The organism is Planctomycetia bacterium (assembly GCA_034440135.1).
Taxonomy (GTDB): domain Bacteria; phylum Planctomycetota; class Planctomycetia; order Pirellulales; family JALHLM01; genus JALHLM01.
In genome coordinates, this window is the sequence record JAWXBP010000213.1 from 1 (window position 1) to 18,364 (window position 18,364).

19 protein-coding genes are annotated in these 18,364 nt (G+C 60.3%); 12 read left to right on the forward strand and 7 right to left on the reverse strand.

Annotated elements, in window-relative coordinates; translation table 11 throughout:
* From SGJ19_12225 to SGJ19_12240, 4 genes are all read right to left on the reverse strand, one after another.
* Positions 1–256: RHS repeat-associated core domain-containing protein (locus SGJ19_12225; GenBank protein ID MDZ4781012.1), on the reverse strand; the 256-nt coding region annotated here is incomplete at its 3' end.
* 163 nt (positions 257–419) lie between these two features.
* Entirely contained in the window at positions 420–1,790 is a 1,371-nt protein-coding gene (locus tag SGJ19_12230) for an MFS transporter (protein MDZ4781013.1), read from the reverse strand.
* Entirely contained in the window at positions 1,791–2,774 is a 984-nt protein-coding gene (locus tag SGJ19_12235; GenBank protein ID MDZ4781014.1) for an NADPH:quinone reductase, read from the reverse strand.
* A gap of 26 nt (positions 2,775–2,800) precedes the next feature.
* Positions 2,801–3,832: a LysR family transcriptional regulator gene (locus tag SGJ19_12240; GenBank protein ID MDZ4781015.1), complete on the reverse strand. Its 1,032-nt coding sequence runs from the start codon at positions 3,830–3,832 to the stop codon at positions 2,801–2,803.
* Positions 3,833–4,046: 214 nt separating this feature from the next.
* On the opposite strand from SGJ19_12240, the gene SGJ19_12245 reads away from it, so the two are divergent.
* From SGJ19_12245 to dapA, 12 genes are all read left to right on the forward strand, one after another.
* Positions 4,047–4,811, forward strand: coding sequence for a fumarylacetoacetate hydrolase family protein (locus SGJ19_12245; protein ID MDZ4781016.1), 765 nt, complete (start codon positions 4,047–4,049; stop codon positions 4,809–4,811).
* Entirely contained in the window at positions 4,808–5,824 is a 1,017-nt protein-coding gene (locus SGJ19_12250; GenBank protein ID MDZ4781017.1) for an ornithine cyclodeaminase family protein, read from the forward strand. The genes SGJ19_12245 and SGJ19_12250 overlap by 4 nt, the downstream gene beginning before the upstream one ends.
* A gap of 12 nt (positions 5,825–5,836) precedes the next feature.
* Positions 5,837–6,934: an AraC family ligand binding domain-containing protein gene (locus tag SGJ19_12255; GenBank protein MDZ4781018.1), complete on the forward strand. Its 1,098-nt coding sequence runs from the start codon at positions 5,837–5,839 to the stop codon at positions 6,932–6,934.
* Positions 6,935–6,972: 38 nt separating this feature from the next.
* Positions 6,973–7,437, forward strand: coding sequence for an aromatic-ring-hydroxylating dioxygenase subunit beta (locus tag SGJ19_12260; GenBank protein ID MDZ4781019.1), 465 nt, complete (start codon positions 6,973–6,975; stop codon positions 7,435–7,437).
* The gene (locus SGJ19_12265; protein MDZ4781020.1) at positions 7,434–8,678 is read left to right on the forward strand and encodes an aromatic ring-hydroxylating dioxygenase subunit alpha; all 1,245 of its coding nucleotides are present in this window, start codon (positions 7,434–7,436) and stop codon (positions 8,676–8,678) included. The genes SGJ19_12260 and SGJ19_12265 overlap by 4 nt, the downstream gene beginning before the upstream one ends.
* 1 nt (position 8,679) lies before the next feature.
* Complete coding sequence (locus SGJ19_12270) at positions 8,680–8,994, forward strand: non-heme iron oxygenase ferredoxin subunit (protein MDZ4781021.1); 315 nt, start codon at positions 8,680–8,682, stop codon at positions 8,992–8,994.
* A gap of 13 nt (positions 8,995–9,007) precedes the next feature.
* Positions 9,008–9,556 (forward strand): hypothetical protein, encoded by a 549-nt coding sequence (locus tag SGJ19_12275; GenBank protein ID MDZ4781022.1) that lies wholly within the window; start codon positions 9,008–9,010, stop codon positions 9,554–9,556.
* The gene (locus tag SGJ19_12280) at positions 9,553–11,073 is read left to right on the forward strand and encodes an AMP-binding protein (protein MDZ4781023.1); all 1,521 of its coding nucleotides are present in this window, start codon (positions 9,553–9,555) and stop codon (positions 11,071–11,073) included. The genes SGJ19_12275 and SGJ19_12280 overlap by 4 nt, the downstream gene beginning before the upstream one ends.
* A 135-nt stretch (positions 11,074–11,208) precedes the next feature.
* Positions 11,209–11,640, forward strand: coding sequence for a nuclear transport factor 2 family protein (locus SGJ19_12285; protein MDZ4781024.1), 432 nt, complete (start codon positions 11,209–11,211; stop codon positions 11,638–11,640).
* Positions 11,637–12,326: an SDR family oxidoreductase gene (locus SGJ19_12290; GenBank protein ID MDZ4781025.1), complete on the forward strand. Its 690-nt coding sequence runs from the start codon at positions 11,637–11,639 to the stop codon at positions 12,324–12,326. Before SGJ19_12285 ends, SGJ19_12290 begins: the two co-directional genes overlap by 4 nt.
* Before the next feature lie 9 nt (positions 12,327–12,335).
* Positions 12,336–13,085, forward strand: coding sequence for an SDR family oxidoreductase (locus SGJ19_12295; GenBank protein ID MDZ4781026.1), 750 nt, complete (start codon positions 12,336–12,338; stop codon positions 13,083–13,085).
* On the forward strand, positions 13,082–13,981 hold the full coding sequence (gene dapA, locus SGJ19_12300) for a 4-hydroxy-tetrahydrodipicolinate synthase (protein MDZ4781027.1): 900 nt from the start codon (positions 13,082–13,084) through the stop codon (positions 13,979–13,981). The genes SGJ19_12295 and dapA overlap by 4 nt, the downstream gene beginning before the upstream one ends.
* Positions 13,982–13,994: 13 nt before the next feature.
* Here dapA and SGJ19_12305 read toward each other — a convergent pair whose 3' ends face one another.
* Genes SGJ19_12305 through SGJ19_12315 form a run of 3 tightly spaced genes read right to left on the reverse strand, consistent with a single transcriptional unit; the run spans position 13,995 to position 18,111 of the window.
* Positions 13,995–14,756, reverse strand: coding sequence for an SDR family NAD(P)-dependent oxidoreductase (locus tag SGJ19_12305; GenBank protein ID MDZ4781028.1), 762 nt, complete (start codon positions 14,754–14,756; stop codon positions 13,995–13,997).
* 30 nt (positions 14,757–14,786) lie between these two features.
* Positions 14,787–16,097, reverse strand: a complete 1,311-nt coding sequence (locus tag SGJ19_12310) for an FAD-dependent oxidoreductase (protein ID MDZ4781029.1) — start codon at positions 16,095–16,097, stop codon at positions 14,787–14,789.
* Positions 15,985–18,111, reverse strand: coding sequence for a TonB-dependent receptor (locus tag SGJ19_12315; GenBank protein MDZ4781030.1), 2,127 nt, complete (start codon positions 18,109–18,111; stop codon positions 15,985–15,987). Before SGJ19_12315 ends, SGJ19_12310 begins: the two co-directional genes overlap by 113 nt.
* Between the last annotated feature and the right edge of the window lie 253 nt (positions 18,112–18,364).

An 18,364-nucleotide genomic window follows, 5' to 3' on the forward strand; every position in this document is an offset into this window, starting at 1 on the left:
AAACCTCAAGCGAAGAGCCCAGAAGCCCGCCCAGACAGCCCATCACCCTGGTCAATGTTGGGCGCCGGTAGCTGGTCAGTCTTGGACGCCGGTTGACAAACCGGCCGATGTTCGAGGAGTAGTACCGGGCACGGTAGTAGTAGAGGCCCGTCTCCGGATCCAGCCGCCGCCCCGTGTAACGGAACGGCTTGCCATCGAGCGGCACTTTGGATCGACCATGCGCGTCATACCGGTATTTCTGGATGCGACCGGGCATCCGCGCGCGCTTCCGCTACGCGGAGCGTGTTCGATCACTTCACTCGCGGCTGCAGCCAACTCGAAACTTGAAGCTCAGGATCTGTGGGCTTTTCTGAAGCGCTATGGCGTAGTCAAGCGAGTACGTGCGGGTTGGTTGCCGACGAGTCACTGCGTCACAGCCGCTATGCCCTGACACCTCGCGGAATGTGATTCCTTATCGCAAGTACACCGATGAGCGTCACGACGAGCACGGCAGCCACAATTCCGAAGAAACCCTCTTCGCCATGTCTGGCCAGCACCCATCCTCCGGCGAACGAGCTCATGATTCCCCCGATGCGCCCGACGGAGCTTGCCCATCCCACTGCCGAAGAGCGGCACTGCGTGGGGTAGGCGCTCGCCACTAACGTGAACATCCCCACTTGAGTGGCCATGATGCCGAAACCCGCAGCCGCAATTCCAAGCATAAGCAGGGGCCGCGCGGCCTCGAGATCGGCGGGCGTCGCCGCGCCAAAAGACACTTGCGAAAGTCCAGCTAGCGCCAGCGCACCCAATGCCGCAAGCACGCCCAATGCCCATCGAGAGCCGAATCGGGAGATCGCCCACGAGTTCGCGATGGAACCGACGGCCCCTGCGAGATTGAATACGAATGAGCCGTGTACTGCAGTGGCCAGCGGATAGCCCACAGAGGTCAGCACGATGGGCGCCCAGCTGAAAAACGCGTAGATCGCGAGCAGATTGGTGACCGATACCACCGATATCGCGAGCGTATCGCGCAGGAACTCGCTGGAGAACAGCGCGCCGATCCCCGCTTTCTGTTGGCTCAGCGCGCTGCTGCTCAGTATGAAATCCTCCGTTCCGGAATACTGCGGCCGGCGGATCAACCGGTTTAGCAGTTGCGCGAGTTCCGGCTTGCGGTTGGGACGGATGGCCAGGTAGCGCGGGGATTCCGCGATGACGAAATACATTGCGGCCACGGCCATGAGCGGCAGCACTCCGCCGACTATGAAGATGCTGCGCCATCCGTAGAGCGGAATGATTTCGGCGCCGATCGCGGCGCCAAGCATGCCACCTACGGGAACGCCGACAATGGCGGCGGCAATGGCCTGGTTGCGCCAGCGCGGCGGCGTGTACTCGGCGAGCAAGGCAACGGCATTTGGCAACGCGCCGCCAAGGCCGATGCCGGTCACGAATCTCCACGCCGTCAACTGAAACAGATTCTCCGAGGTAATCGCCAGGAGCGTCGCCGCGCCGAACAGCGCGGTGCTGATCAGCATGGGATTGCGCCGGCCCCAACGATCTCCGATGGGTCCGGCTGAAAATGCGCCTGCCGCGACCCCAAACAGCGAGGCCGCAAACACGGGGCCCAGCGCATCGCGTGTTACGCCAAACTCGCCGATCAATGCCGGTGCGGCGAGCGCGATCACCTGGATATTCATGCCATCGAGGAGAAGCGTGACCGTGGCGGAGACGATCATGAGAAGCGGCAACCCTTTCAGGCTGAGCTGGTCGAGAACTGAATCTACGTCTACGCGCGGCCACTTTGGCTCGGTCATCTAATCGACGCTGAGCACGACGTTGCCGGATGCGCCCCCTTTCTCGATCAGGTCGTGTGCCGCGGCGATGCGCGACAGCGGCATGCGATGCGCAATATTGTGAGACAGCGCGCCGGCTTGCAAAAGGCTAGTCAAATCATGCGTGGCTTCGTCGCGCTCACGCTTGCCGAGCTTGAACACGATAAAAAAATGCAGCCGCACATCGCCCAAGATCAGTGGCACGAAAGGAATCTGTATCTGCAGGGCGTTGCTGCCGTACACGACGATATTTCCACCTTGCCGAATGACAGTGGTATCCGCTTCGACGTTTGCAGAGAGGTCGACCTCAATGATGCGATCGAATAACTCGCCCTCGGTGAGGTCATTGCATCTTGCGACGACATCTTCCATCTTGTAATTGACGGTGACGGCTCCGGCCGAGCGCGCGAGCTCTGCCTTCTCAGGCGTGCTTACCGTCGCGACGACTCGCTTCGCGCCTTTTAGCCGGGCCAGCTGCACTGCGTAGTGACCTACCGCGCCGGCACCTCCGGTGACCAGTACATTTTTTCCTTCGACTCCGCCATCAACCATCACCGAGTGATAGGCCGTGAGTGCCGGTATGCCCAGGCACGCCCCAGCAGCGAGATCGACGTTGCCGGGCAGACGCACCGCTTGCTCCGACGGCAAGACGACGTATTCTGCTGCGGTGCCGTAAGCGCGCGCCCACGCAGCATTCCAGGTCCAAACGCGTTCTGCGATTCGCGCGCGATCGACGCCCTCGCCCACCTCGTCAATGACCCCCGCCCCATCGCTATGGGGGATGACACGCGGGAACGGCATCCCCGTGGCGCGAAGCCCCGCGCGACTCTTCACATCCGACGGATTGACTCCGGACCAGGACAGCTTCACACGCACTTCTCCGGCGGCAGGAGCCGGAGTCGGCAAATTCTCCACCGTGAGCACTTCGCGCGCCGGCCCCGTTCGTGAATAGCTCGCGGCTCGCATGCTCACTCTCGCAGTTGGTGTTGACTTCAGCTATAGCTTCGCGCAGGGCGCCGCGCGGTGGATGGGACAACTGATATTCCCGATGAAGGCGTGCCTGTGATGTCCGAATGCATATGCTGCCCCATGAATTCTAGGAACTTCCGCGTCTTGAACGGCACGTGGTGACGCTGCGGAATGATGACGTACACCCAGCTATGCACGGCGTTGAATTCCGCGAGGATTTCCACCAGATCGCCTCGCGCAAGCTGATCCTCGGTGAAGTAGCGAGGTATCATTGCGACGCCAACTCCCTGGACTGCGGCGTCAAGCACTAGTGAGATATTGTTCGTGACGAAACGACCCGTGACCTGCACTTCCTCGGTGCGGCCGTTCACGTGGAACTGCCACCGATTGGTGAGGTATTTGCCACGGCCAATGATGCAGCTGTGTTTCTGCAACTGAGAGGGCATCGCTGGGGTGCCGTGAATGTCCAGATATTTCGGCGCGGCGCAGTACACCCGCCGGTTCTCGCCTATTCGCTTAACGAGTCCGGCGCCTTCCGGTTCGCTACCGCCCAGCCGAATGGCGAGATCGATGCCGTGCTCGACGAGTTCCTGCATCTCGGCGTTCAAAACGACTTCCACTTCGATCTTCGGGTACTCGCGCACGAAACTGTAGATAACGCTGTTCAGGCGTGCGAGCGCGAAGCCCGGAGGCGCAGCAATGCGCAGCGTTCCCGCGGGACCGTGCGCGTTGTCGTGCACCTCGTTCTCCGTTTCCTCCACCAAGTACGCGATCTCCGTGCAGCGCTGAAAGAACCTGAGACCGGCTTCCGTCGGGCGCACGTTGCGAGTGGTGCGGTCGATGAGTCTGACTTGTAGCTGGTCCTCGATACTCTTAACGCGTTTGCTGACCGAGGACGGTGTGATCGCCAGAAGACGCGCGGTCTCGGAGAAGTTCTTGGTCTCGATCACGCTCTTGAACAGATAGATGCTGGCGAGACTATCCAGCCGCTGCTTCGGCTGACGCTTGTTCTTCGCAACTCGGGTCACGGTATAGGGTCCTTTGCTGGACGGCAACTAATGAAAGATTGGAATAAATGTCGTGCAATATTATCCCATTGTCAATTCTCGGGGTAGCCTCTACTCTGGATTGCAATCCCCCTCCGGCGACCCTAACGGCTCCTCCTAACAGATGAACTTACTTAGTTTTCGCACTGCGGGGCGGCAGTCGTGCGGCGTCCTCGATGACGATGAAGTTGTCGACTTTGGCACGGAAAGAAAGCCTGTTTCAATGCGCCAAGTGCTCGAAAGTCGGTTGGCGGATGTTCTCCGCAAGCCCTCTGGCGCGCGTTACCCACTTTCGGACATCGAATTTCTGCCAGTTGTACCTGATCCAGGGAAGATCTTCTGCCTTGGCATCAATTACCACGCTCATGGCGTTGAGGCGAACAAATCGGCTGCCGCGCATCCCGCGTTATTCGTACGCTTCGCCGACAGCTTCGTGGGACACGAGTCAAGCATTCAGCGGCCGCGGGATTCAGACCAGTTTGATTACGAAGGCGAGTTGGCCGTCGTGATCGGTCGCCACGCCTCCCGAGTGGTGGCGCGAGAGGCGCTTAGCTACGTGGCCGGTTACACTTGCTGCGCGGAAAACAGCGTTCGGGATTTTCAGAAGCACAGCACCCAGGCCACGGCCGGCAAGAATTTTCGGCGCAGTGGCTCGCTCGGACCCTGGATCACTACGGCGGATGAGATTTCCGACCCGGCGACTTTGCAGCTGACCACGCGCCTGAACGGCAAAACGATGCAGCAAGCCAGCCTCGCGGACTTGATCTTCTCCGTCCCCGTACTCATCGAATACATCACGCGGTTCACGGATCTGTCGCCCGGCGACATAATCTCCACCGGAACACCGGCCGGCGTCGGAGTGACGCGCGATCCACCTGTTTATATGCAACCCGGCGATACCCTCGAAGTCGAGATCGATCGCATCGGCTGTCTGCGCAATCGCGTCATCGCAGATCTTCAGGAAACGACGCCGGAGAAACAACAGTGACGAACTCCGACCTTCTGTGGTTGCAGGAAAGCGACGTCACGTCGCTCGTTGACCTGAACGACGGCATCGACGCGCTCCAGAGCCTGCTCGCGCTCGAAGGCCCCGACAGTGCTGCCAATATCCCCAAGGCTCTCGGCACCTGGGCCGGAGGCGGAACCGTGCATTCGCTCGGCTCGGTGGCACCGGCAAAGGGATTGGCGGGTTTCAAGACATGGGCCAACACACCGCGCGGAGCGCAGGCACTGTTCCTGATGTTCGATGCCGAGGATGGCTCGATTCGGGCGGTTATCGAGGCAGCGGCGCTCGGGGCAATCCGTACTGCCGGAATTTGCGGCTTGGCGACGCGCTGGCTGGCGGCCGAGGAAGCCGATACGCTCGCCATCATCGGCACGGGTCGGCAGGCGCTGACCCAGGTCGCGGCGATTTCGGTGGTGCGGCAGCTTGCGAGGCTACGGGTATTCAGCCCTAACCCTGAAAGCCGTTCGCAATTTGCGTCTCGCTGTTCAAGTACGTTCGACTTCGAAGTCGAAGAATGCTCCAGTGTCGAGGCCGCGGTCGCGGATTGCCCGATAGTCACGTTAGTGACGCGAGCGCGCGAGCCCTTCCTTCACGCCAACATGTTGGCAAAGGGCACGCATGTGAATGCCGTGGGTGCGATCCTTCCACCCAATGCGGAATTTCATCAGGACCTGTTCGAACGTTGTGACACGGTAGTGGTCGACAGTCTGGCGGATGCAAAGCGCAACTCGCGCGAGCTAAGCTCGCGGTTCGGCGATGAGGAGGCCGCGTGGGGCAAAGTCCGTTCGCTGGGCCAGTTCATTGCCGCGGGGCAAATGCGCTCCGCAGACACTGACCTGTCACTGTTCAAGGCAATGGGGATGGGGCTGTCGGATATGGCAATAGGAAGCATGGTGCTGCAACGCGCGCTGGAGCGCGGCGTAGGTCGTCAAATCGCGCAACCCGGCCGATCCGCGCCCACGTGGCGCGCCGGGCGGGCTGCGCAGGTACGTTAAGGAGCAGCTAGCATGTCGGATACCGCCCGCTTTGCAGACTTGCGTGTGTTCGAAGCGCGCGACAACGAATATTGGCCCTCGATAATTATCCCACGACTGCAGATAGAGCGGGAGATAGGCAGGCTTGCGGATCTACCAGTAGACGCCGCCAAAGGGCGCGAGAGCCTAGTGGTGCATCCTCTGTCCAAAGAGCCTGGGCTCGGCCTTGCGCCCGGCATTGACGTGCTGCTCAGTGTGCTCAGGCCCGGCGAGAGCAGTGTCCCGCGACGTCACAATGCGGGCCAGCTTTCCATCAGCATCACCGGTGCCGGTTTGAGCGAAATAAACGGCAAGCGCATCCGCTTCGAGAAGTGGGACGTGTGGACGACGCCTTCCATGGCTGTTTACCGCGTCACCAATGACACGAAGGACCTGCTCGCCTATTTCACGTACAGCAATCGTCCAATGCTGTGCAAACTGGAGATCTATCATGCAGAGACCGGTGTCGCGATGCCGGACGTCGAGGTCCTGCCAATACCCCCGCCCGCCGAGCGCGCGAAGAGCCGCGCTCCGATCAAAGCGATCACGCCGGATGGCGCGCACCTCATGAGCTACGAGCATCTCGTGGATCCAGACTACGTCGCCAACCGGCCCTTGCACTGGTCGTTCAAAACAGTGCGCCAAGAGCTGGAAGACGTGAAGCGCATTGGCGATGGTTACACCGGCCGGCGCTTGTACGTTCTCTACAATCCGGCCACCGAAGCTCGTAATGGGACCACGCACTCGTTTTTCGCAAGCATCGCGGCTTATCCGCCGGACATGGTCGACGAGCCGCATCGACATAGCTCCGCCGCCATCAACTATTACCTCTCCGGCAACGGCAAGAGCGTTGTGCTGGGCAAAAAATTCCAGTGGGAAGGCGGTGACCTCATGCTGTCGGCGCCAGGCTGGGCCGTGCATGGCCATGGTTCGCGCAACCAGGGCTTCTACGCCCTGACAGTGCAGGACCATCCGCTGCAAATCGCGATGGAATCGCTCATCTGGCAGGAAAACATGCGCGGCCCGATCCGCAACCTTGGTGCCGAGCTCGGCTTCCAGACCAACCTGAAGGACGTCGTGGGCGCAACGTGAGCGCAAGACCGGGCGCGGCTTCTCCGGATGAGTCGGCCGTGCTGACTCGCGTGATTCTGGACGATTTAAACGCGCGCTATGCGTACGCGCTGGACAGCGGGAAACTCGACCTGTGGCCCGAATTCTTCACCGACGACTGCGTCTACAAGATCATCTCGAACGAGAACTTCGGGCTCGGCTATCCAGTTGCGGCAATCTATTGCGATGGCATCGGGATGGTCAGAGATCGCGTGGTGGCGATCATGCAGACCGCGGTCTATGAGCCTCGCACCTATCGCCATTTCGTAGGCACCGCGCACATCACCGGGCAGGAGGAAGGCGGCGTGACCAGCGAAGCCAACTTCGCGCTCTACGAATCCATCGCGGAGCGTGAGCCGCGCATCCTGTTCGTCGGCCGCTACGTGGACCGTGTGGTCATGGCGGATGGCGCGCCTAGATTGCGCCAGCGTCTTGTGGTGTACGACAACTACCGCGTTTTCAACAGCCTGATCTTCCCAATATGAGTGAACAGCCGCTCGAGGTTCCCGAGTCCCGCGCATGGCCGCAAGAGGGCAGTACGACCCGCGTGCCTTACTGGATCTACAGCGACCCGGAGATCTACAAGCGCGAAATGGAGCGCATTTTTCGAGGACCCGTATGGTGCTACGTCGGTCTCGACGCGGAAATACCCAAGCCCGGCGATTACAAGACGACATGGATCGGCGACCGCCCGGTGATCGTCGTACGCGACGAGGACTCGAGCATCAATGTGGTCGAGAACCGCTGCGCGCATCGCGGCGCGCGCCTTTGCTGGGCACCGCGTGGAAATTCCAGCGAATTCAAATGCCCATACCACCATTGGTCGTACACGTTGAAGGGTGAGCTGTCGGGTATGCCCTTTCGCCGCGGCGTCGGCGGCAAAGGTGGCATGCCCAAGGATTTTGACCTCGCCGCCAACGGCCTGCGCCGTCTGCGCGTGCACAACGAAGGCGGGCTGTTGTTTGCGAGTTTCTCCGCCGATGTAGAGCCATTCGACCGATACTGCGGCTCCGAAGTGCTGAGTTACGTGCAACGCGAATTCTCCGGCAGACCGCTGAAAGTGCTCGGCTACAACCGCCAGATCATCACTGCAAACTGGAAGCTCTATTTCGAGAATCTCAAGGATCCCTATCACGCGACCCTGCTGCACGCGTTCTTCGTTACTTTCGGCCTGTGGCGGGCGGACGCCGAATCAGCATGCGTCTCGAGCGAAGATGGAAAGCACGGCGTGATGATCTCTCGCAATCGCGATCGAGCCGGCGTCGATGAGACCAGCACGCTCAGCAGCTTCCACAGCGAGCTAGTTCTGGAAGACAAGGACACTGTCACTCCAAGACGCGAGTTCGCGGATGGCAAGGTCGTCGGCATAACCCTGTTTCCCTGCGTAGTGCTGCAACAGCAAGCCAACACGCTTGCCACAAGGCACCTGATTCCGATCTCGCCCTCGCAAGTCGAACTGACCTGGACCTTCTTCGGTTACGCCGATGATGATGAAGCCATGACGCGGCTGCGATTGCGACACGCGAATCTCATGGGTCCGGCGGGCTACGTCTCGATGGACGACAGCGAAGTGCTGAATCAGACCCAGATCGGTGCAACAGCCTGCCCCGATGACCGCGCCGTGCTCGAGATGGGCGGTAAGACCGCGGACAATTGTGACCACATGGTTTCTGAGACTCTGATCCGCGCTTTCTACAACTATTACCGTACTGTGATGGGCCTGTAGCTTGAGCGACGAATGGGTGCGGGTGGCTTCCGTGACCGACCTTCCCACCGGAGAAGTACGGCAGGTGGCGCTCGGGGACATCCCGGTGGCGATCTATAACATCGGCGGCAAGATCTTCGCGACCGAAGACCGCTGCCCACACGACCGCGCATTCATGTCCGAGGGATATCTCGAGGATGACCACATCGAATGCCCGATGCACCAAGCGCTCTTCCATGTTCCAACGGGTAAGGTGATGCGAGGTCCCGCGAAGGTGGACCTGCGCACTTTCGAGGCGACCGTGCGCGGCGATGACATCCTACTCAAGCCGCGTTAAAGGAACCGACACCATGTCTCACGACGTGCCCCGCATGGACCTGGCAGAGATCGACGAGAAGCTGCGCCCGCTGCTGCAGGCGATGAGCGAACGCGTGGGCTATTTTGGGGAGTTCCTGCAGTTCACGGCACACACACCGACGGTACTGCACAACTTTTTCGAGTTCACTTCGGCGATGAAGGGACTACTGCCGGATCGGCTAAACGAAGCGATCGCGCTGACCGTGTGTACCGAACTAAAATGCACCTACGAACGCATTCAACATGAGCGGCTGTGCGAGCGGCTGCAACTTCCGCGCGGCTGGATCGCAGCATTGACCGGCCACCAGCTTGCGGAGCCTGCGCTTCTCGAGGCAGACGATCTTGCGGTGCGCGATCTTGCACTTGCCGTGATTCGCCATTCAGGCGCGGACGTCAATGTAGAATTGAATCGGGTCGTGGCGCAACTTGGCTCGCAGGGTGCCGTCGCGTGCCTGTGGCAGACCACGCGTTTTCAGATGATCGCGACCCTAGTGCGCTCCCTAGAAATGTCGCTGCCAGTCGCCTCAATCTTTGAGCAATGAATCTCGCGAGCCTTGTGCATCGCATTGCACGGCGCGCGCCAGACACTCCCGCTATTGCGATCGGCGCGAAGCCTCATCTCTGTTACGGCGCGCTGTCACTGCGCATTGCCAGACTCGGCGGTGCGCTCTCGCAAGCTTATGGCCTGCAGCGTGGTGCGCGAGTTGCACTGATCATGGAAAACTCGACAACTTATCTGGAGCTGATGTACGGGATCTGGCACGCAGGCATGACGGCCGTTCCCATCAACAGCCGGCTGCACGGCAAAGAGATTGCAGTGGCGTGCGACGATGCCGGTATCGCGCTCGCTTTCTGCAGCAGCCGCACCGCGTCAGTTGCAAACGAAGCGATCGAGCAAAGCGACGCCCTGAAGCGAGTCGTCGAAGTCGATGGGCGGGAATTTCGTGCGCTGGCTTCGAGCGATGCCGTGGAGATGGCCGAGACTAAAGCCACGGATTGCGCCTGGCTTTTTTTTACTAGCGGAACGACCGGCCGCTCCAAAGGGGCGATGCTGAGCTCGCGCAATCTGATGGCGATGAGTGCGGCATTCGTTGCCGATGTTTTCTATCCGTCGCGCGGCGCATGCATCCTGCATCCCGCACCGCTATCGCACGGGTCCGGGCTTTATAGCATTCCCTACATGATGCGCGGCAGCTTGCAAGTGATCCCGGAATCCGGCGGGTTTGATCCCGTCGAGATTGGCGGGCTGCTCGCCCACTATCCTCATAGTCTCTTTTTTGCGGCACCAACTATGGTCAAGCGGCTGGTTGACGAGCCTATCGATTACGCGGTGCGCAATCTCGACGCCGTCGTGTACGGCGGCGGCCCGATGTATCTCGCCGATTGCCGCACTGCGCTCGATCGCTTCGATCATCGCTTGGCGCAGATCTTCGGCCAAGGTGAGACGCCCATGACAATCACTGTGCTCGATCAGTTGGCGCACGCCGATGTCGAGCATCCGCGCTATCTGCAGAGGCTCGAATCAGTAGGGCTGCCGCATTCCTTCGTGAGTCTCAGGGTGGCGGATAGTGAGGATCGCCCCGTGCCCAAGGGCGAGCCTGGTGAAATTCTCGTCAAGGGCGATACGGTCATGGCGGGATACTGGGGGCTTGAGGACGCCTCGGCGGCGACTTTGCGCGGAGGATGGCTGCACACCGGCGATATTGGAATTCTCGATGGCGATGGCTTTCTCACGCTGCGCGACCGCTCGAAGGATGTGATCATCAGTGGAGGGTCCAACATATACCCGCGCGAAGTGGAAGAGGTGTTGCAAAGCCATCCCCAGGTGCGAGAGGTAGCCGTCATCGGGAAGCCTGACGATGAATGGGGCGAAACGGTCTGCGCTTTCGTCGTCGCGAGCGACTCCTCGGGCGCCATAATCAGCGAACTCGACCAGCTGTGCCTGCAGAACATCGCCCGATTCAAACGGCCTCGCCAGTATCGGTTCATCGAGGAGCTGCCGAAGAATGCTTATGGGAAGGTCGTTAAAACCTCGCTTCGAGAACTGCTGAAGGCATGACTTCCCCCATTCAACGCACCTATGCGGAGCGGGAACAGATGAGTTGCTCAGGGCCGTATTTTAAAGACTGGTTTTTTTCACTAGGCTGAGCCTATTGCTGCCCGAATGCGGCGCCAGACCTTTGTGGAGAATTGAATGAATACTCGAACCGTCGCCAAGACTGCCTCGGCGCTCAAGAACGGCGAGGCGCCCGACGCCTGGACTCAGACGCTCTTCGGCTCGCTCGATGTGATGGATGTGGAGAAATTCATCAGCTTCATGACGGACGACGTGCGCTTTCAGTTTGCGGGTCAGCCCGAGGTTAACGGACGCAAGGCGACCTTCGAGTACCTGAAGGGATTCCTCGGCATGCTGGACGCCATCGTCCACGATCTCAAATGGCAGGTTAGGAATGGCGACACGCTGATCGTGCATGGCCTTGCCGAATATCGCGCCGGTGCGGGCCGCGCATCGGTCTCGTGGATCAACGTTCTCACGCTGCGCGGCGGAAAGATCGCCGACTATCTGATCTTTGTCGATTCGGTGCCGCTTGCCGGATTGCTCGCGAGTCACACCAAATCATCATGAACCTGTCGGAGCGGGTTGTCATCGTCAGCCACGGCGACAGCGTCGTTGGTCGCGCCATCTGCGGCGCACTTAGCATTGCGGGCGCGCACGCCGTGCCAGTACGCTTCGGGCAAGACGTCGAGCCCGAAGACCCGCAGAGCTGGCGGAACTTCCTGGGGACCTTACCGTCGGACGATGTGTTTGGCTTGGTGATGTCCTTCGGTGATTCCGAGTACGGCACGCTCACCGAGCAGGACCCCGATGAGTTCGCCGCTGCGGTTCGTCGTCACGCTACACCGTTCTTCGCCGCTTCGAATGCGATCATTCCGTTAATGGTAACTGGAGGCAAGGGCAGCATCGTGAGCATCGTCTCCGGGTTCACGGACCGGCCGCGTAAGGGCTATGCCGCCTATCTTTCAGCTCACGCGACGGTGCGGATGCTGAGCAAATCCATTGCGGTGGATTTTGCCGCGGCGGGAATCCGCAGCAACATTCTATTGGCGGGCGGAATCGACTGTGCGCCGCTGCCGCCGGGCATGGATCGCGAGACGATGCTGACAGGGTTGCGCGCGAAAATCCCCCTCGGGCAGACCGTTTCCGCGCAAGACATCGCCGCGTCGGTTAAGTTTTTGATGTCCGACGCTGCATCCTTCATGCACGGCGCCGAGCTTCCCCTCGATGGCGCGCTGCGCCTCGCCAACCCTTGAGCCTCCGGCATGGGAATATTGAACGACAAAGTCGCGATCGTCACCGGAGGGGTCCGTGGAATCGGCGGCGCGATTGCAACGGCGCTGGCGCAGGAGGGTGCTTCCGTAACGATCACGGATCGCGAGCCGGATCAACAAGAGCAAGTATTGAGCACGATCCGTGCGAGGGGCGGCCGCGCGCGGTTTCAGAATCAGGACGTAGTAGATTCTAAGACATGGCGCGCAGTCGTGGCGGCGACAGAGAAAGAATTCGGGCCCGTCGATATTCTTGTCAACGTGGCGGGAGTCCTGTTCGTGAAGACGGTGGTCGATGCGACGATTGAGGACTGGAACCGATCTCTGGATGTCAATCTTCTCGCCTTGCAGCGAGGATGCCAAGCCGTGTATCCGTCGATGCAAGGCCGCGGCGGCGCAATTCTCAACGTCACCTCGGGCCTTGGCGTATACGCCACCGCAATGATGGCACCCTACATCGCAACCAAGGGCGGCGCCGTCACACTCACTCGCGCGCTCGCGGTAGAATTTGCGGATGCGGGCATCCGAGTGAACGGTCTGCTGCCGGGCGTCGTGGAAACGAGATTGACGAGTTTTTTCCTGGAAGATCCCGCAATGCGCGAGAAGGGTCTCGGTCCAACGTTGCTGCGCCGACCGGCGAAGCCGGCGGAGCTCGCGAGCGCAGCCGTGTTCTTGGTTTCGGACGATGCCCGAAGGATCTCCGGGGCCGACGTCGTCGTCGACGGCGGCTGGGGTACGGTATGAGCAAGAAGCTCGACTGGCTGCGCGGTTCCTTCACCCCCATTGTCACCCCACTTCGTGGCGGCAAGATCGACTATGCCTCGTTCGAGCGCCTCGTCGAGCATCAAATCGCCGGCGGCTCTCACGGCATTCTCGTCAATGGCACGACCGCGGAACCCAGTCTGCTCACCCTTTCCGAGCGCAATGAGCTCGCAGCCGTTGCCGTCAACGCGGCGGGGGGACGCATGCCCGTGATCGTTGCAACGGGATCTCAATCACTCGAGGAAACGCTGGTTCTTACGGAATCCGCGGCGCGTAGCGGCGCGGCAGCCGTACTTGTCGTGACACCCTATTACGTGAAGCCGCCCGCTGCCGGTCTCGTTGAGTACTACGCTAAAGTGGGCGCCAGCGTGGATATTCCGCTGCTGCTTTATCACATCCCCGGCCGCGCGGCGGTCTCCGTCAATGTCGACACGCTCTGCGCGATCAAGGACCGTGTCCCACATTTCGTCGGAATGAAGCACGCCGTGAACGATCTCGCTCTGGTAACCGAGGCGCTGGCGAAGCTCACGCCGGATTTCAGGGTGTTCGTCGGGCTGGAGGAGCTGAGCTTTCCCATGCTCGCGGTCGGCGCAGCCGGCCTCATGAATGCCGTCGGAAACCTGCTGCCGGCGAAAGTCGCGACGCTTTGCGAAACCGTTCGCGCCGGCGATCTCGAAGCGGCGCGACGCATTCATTTCGAACTGTTTGAATTGAATCAAGCGATCTTTTTTGAGACCAATCCCATTCCCTTGAAGTACATGATGAAGAAGCTCGGACTGCTCGAGCTCAACGAGCATCGCCTGCCGATGATCTCGGCTTCAGCGAAGCTCGCGGAGCGGCTCGACCAAGTCCTGCGTCGCGCCGGACTAATCGTCTGATGCGATTCGACGGCTACCAGGCCGTCATACCGCCATCGACGAGCAGATCCGCTCCGGTAATGAACGAAGCCTCATCCGAAGCGAGAAACACTGCTGCGGCCGCAACCTCTTCGGGCCTGCCGAGTCGGCCCAGCATCACCTTGCCGTGCATGAACTTAGTCCAGACGGGATCCTTCAGCAACGGCCGCGTCTGATTGCTCTCAATGACGCCGGGAGAGATGCTGTTCGCCCGGATACCGCGCAGGCGGCCTTCGAGGGCGAGATGTCGAGTCATCGACAGAATGGCGCCCTTGGCGGTGGAATGAGCTAGCCCCGGGAGCACCTCGAAGCCGATCCATCCCGATGCGGAAGCGGTGTTCACAATCGCCCCACCCTCCTTCGCAAGATGCGGCCAGGCGGCCTTGGTCAGCAGGAAGACGAGATTCACTTCCTCGTCCATGTTGCGATACCAGTCTTCGTTGGACATCTGATCGACAGCGCCGAAGTAGGCCATTGCAGCGTTGTTGTAGAGCACATCGATACGGCCGTAAGTCTTAATGGCAAGATCGACAAGCCGCTGGCACTCGGCGGGCTTGGTGAGATTGCAGGGGTGCAGAGAGACCATCTGGCCGCCTTCGGATTCAACGAGCTCGACAGCTGCTGCGCCCGCTTCCGGATTGGTATCGCAGCCTACAACCAGCGCGCCTTCCTTCGTAAACATCCGCGCTGCGGCGAGGCCTATGCTGCCGCCACTGCCAGTGATAATGCAGACTTTATCTTTGAGACGGTTGGCCATCGACTTTCTCCTCGGCCCGGCAATGGGCCGTCATGATGCGTTTCGGTGAGCTGTGTGAGTGTAAGCTTGCTCGATCAATCGCGTCAGGGCTCGCCTCTCGCGCGCTGCGTTGATCAGCTCGGCGAACTGCAGCTGCCCTTCGTCGTTCAAGTGCTGGATCGTGCGCACGCTGCCGTCGGCATTGCGCTCGACACGCTGCTGCGGCGCCTCAGTAGGCAATCCGAGCAGTTGATAGGTGACGTCATACTGATCCGTCCAGAAGTACGGTACCGGCTCCAAGGGCGGTGGAGTGCCGGCCACCGCGGCGCTGACGACCTTCGCGGACTCCTCCGCATTGTCCCACGACTCGAAACGCATCGGCGAATCGCGCCATCGGGTGACTCGACAGGCGACATCACCCGCTGCAAAAACGTGCGGATGCGAACTGCGGCCACTTGCATTGACCGCAACGCCATCGTTGCAAATCAGGCCCGCCGCTCGCGCGAGCTGATCGTTGGCTACCGACCCGATTGCGACCACAATGGCATGGGGACACAGCGCGGTTCCGTCGGAAAGCTCAACTCGCCATTTCCCGCTCTTCCGAGATTCCGCGCGTCGCAGCTGACACCGCAGATGAATTGAAACGCCCCGCTCAGCGTGTTTGTCTTGCAGCTGTTGCGCCGCAAGCAAGGACGCGGCGCGCCCCAGTAGCTGCCGGCCACACTCGACGACGGTAACACGGCACCCGCATTGGCTAGCCGACGCGGCGATTTCCAGCCCCAGAAAGCCCCCGCCCACCACTAGAATTTCAGCGCCAGGAAGCAACGCCCCACGCAAACGAGCAGCGTCGCCCTTGTCACGAAGGTAGTGCACGCCAGGCATTCCGGGAGTCAACACATCGAGGGTGCGCGCCGATGCTCCGGTGGCCAGAATCAGATCGTCAAAAAGGTAGCTGCGGCCATCCACAAGTTGCACTCGAGATTCGTCGAGATTCACTGCGGCGACGCGCACATCGAGCGCCAGATTGATCCGCGCTTCTCTCAACTCTTCTTCCCGGTACAGCTCGCCAGCGTTGGGCTCCGCCGTTCCACACAATACGGCCTTAGACAGGGGCGGGCGCTCGTAAGGCAGCGCAGACTCTTCTCCAATCAGAAGTATGTGCCTCGAGGGGTCATGAGCGCGCAAGGCCAGTGCGGCACGTGCTCCGCACTGGCCTGCGCCGATGATCAGACACGACTGCCTGCGCACATCAAAAGTCGGCGGTGAACTGTACACCGAACATGCGCGGTGCGCTGGGCCAGGAGAGGTCGGCCGGGAGGCCGACGAACCGGGCAGCGAAGAACCATTCCGAATACTCCTCATCGAGAAGGTTCTCTGCGAAGACCGTCACCTTGTACTTGTCGAAAACGAGCGATGCGCGCGCATTAAGAATGCCGTACGGATCCTGCGTGTCGACGTTGTCGAGTGTGAAGTAAGTCCGTCCACGGTATTGATAGTCGGCCGAAGTCTCGAGCCCGATACCGGACGTCAGGGGGCGCTCGTACGCCGCACTCAGCGTGGCACTCCATTCCGGGCTGTTCGGCACTTTCTTGCCGACGATCTGACTCGCGGGCACGAGCACGCCCGGCACATCGTTGAATTCGTCGATCTTGCTGTCGATGCCGCCGAGCGCCGCGTTGATGCGGAGTCCCTCAGTCACTTGGGCGACCATCTCGATCTCCGCTCCGTTAATCGTCGACTTCGGCGCCTGCACGATCGCCTGCGTACCCGTCGCATCGAACACGAAGAACTGCTGGTCGGAGTAGTCGATGTGGAACACAGCGGCGTTCAGGGTGATGCGGCGGTTCGCCAGCGTGGATTTCATGCCGAGCTCATAGTTGATCAGCGTCTCACCGGTGAAATCTGGAGCAAACTGGCTTCCCGGCGCCACGTTGTTGAATCCGCCGGACCGGTAGCCCTTGCCTACGGTGGCATACGTCAACAGGTCCGGAGTTAACCGGTAGGCGAGCGATGCTTTCGGCTGAAACTCATCGAAGGTCCGCGAGCGGTTCTGAGTCACGTCGGTCCGCTTATCGGAGTCTATTCTGAAGGCGATGGTCGCCTCGAGATTGTCGAGCACGTCGTAGTTGATCTGGCCGAAGAACGCATTGTTCTCGTTCGCGGCCTTTTGCGCAGCCGGCGGTGGCGTGAAGAGTATTTCCTCGGAAGGCTCGAAGCTGACCGGATTCACGTTGATGGTAGGCGACAGCGACCGGAAGCGATTCTGAGTGAAGTAGTAGGCTCCGGCCGACCAGCGCAGGCGCTGGGTGCTCGGAGAGGTCAGGCGGATCTCCTGCGCAAAGGTATTCGAATTGTCGAACAGATCGATGTAAAGCAGCGACAGCCGCGTCATGTCCAGATCCTGATTGTTCCCTGAACGCACGTCGGTATACGAGCTGACAGACGTCAGCGTCGCCCAGGGGAACTCGTAGTCGATCTTTAGTGCGGAATCGTCGAAATCGACGTAAGACACTCCGATGCGCGTGCCCTGAATCGTACCGGTGGTATTGCCCAGGAAGCTGACGCTGGCAGGACGGAAGTAGCCCGAGCCACCTTCCTGCTCGGAATGCTGGTGACGCAAGTCGAACGACAGTCGCTCGTTCGGCATGAAGAGCAGGCGACCGCGCACCGACGGCGCCTCCTTGTAGTCGACTTTCTCATCCAGTACGACGTTTCGAAGCTGCCCCTCACGATCATGATAGTGACCGGAGATCCGGAAGAGGAGCTTGTCGTCGACGATGGCGCCCGATGCGCCGAGCGACGCCTTGTAGTCCTGACCTTCGGCGACGGAAGCTTTGACGGTAATGTGCGTCTCATTGGTCGGCGGCGTCGAGTTGATGACGATGGCGCCACCGATGGCATTGCGGCCATATAGGGCACCTTGCGGGCCGCGCAGCACTTCGATGCTACCGAGGTCGTAGAGATCCTGCGTGAGGAGCAGGTTGTTGGTCATCTGCACGCCATCGACCGTGATGGAGACGGGCGGCTCGCCCGTGCCTCTATTTTGAGTTACTCCGCGGATAGTCATGGTGCCCGCACCGACTTCCTGATCCTCCGAGAACCTGAGGTTCGGCGTCATCGCCGCGAAGTCCTTGACGCGATCGACCTGCGCGCGCTCTAGGTCTGCGGCTTGAAAAGCCGTGACCGAGTCGGGAATCCTCTGCAGGCTCTCCTCGCGACGCCGAGCCACAACGGTAACTTCCTGCAAAGCTAGGGAATCTTCCTTCTCCGCGGATGCGTTCGCAACGGGCGTCTCCTGCGACCACGCTTGTCCGCTGACTACAATGAGCAGGCAGGCCACGCCGATCAGCGAGCAACAATGTTGAATCCGAGTCATACGCCCCCCTAAGTTCAGATGTTTGACCATGGCATAGACGAGTCAGCCGCTGCACCGCTGAGGCAAAACCTCGCCACTGCGCAATGATCGGAGTAGTTAAGTACCGAAGTCAGAAAAATGGCGGAAAAAACCAATCAATATCTCAGTTTAGAAAGCGTCTTATCTTTTATCAATCGGAATATTTCTCATAGGTTTTGTGATGTTTTGGCACGAATGAGTCGGGTGCAATTCAGCGTCGCGCGAAGCTCAATTT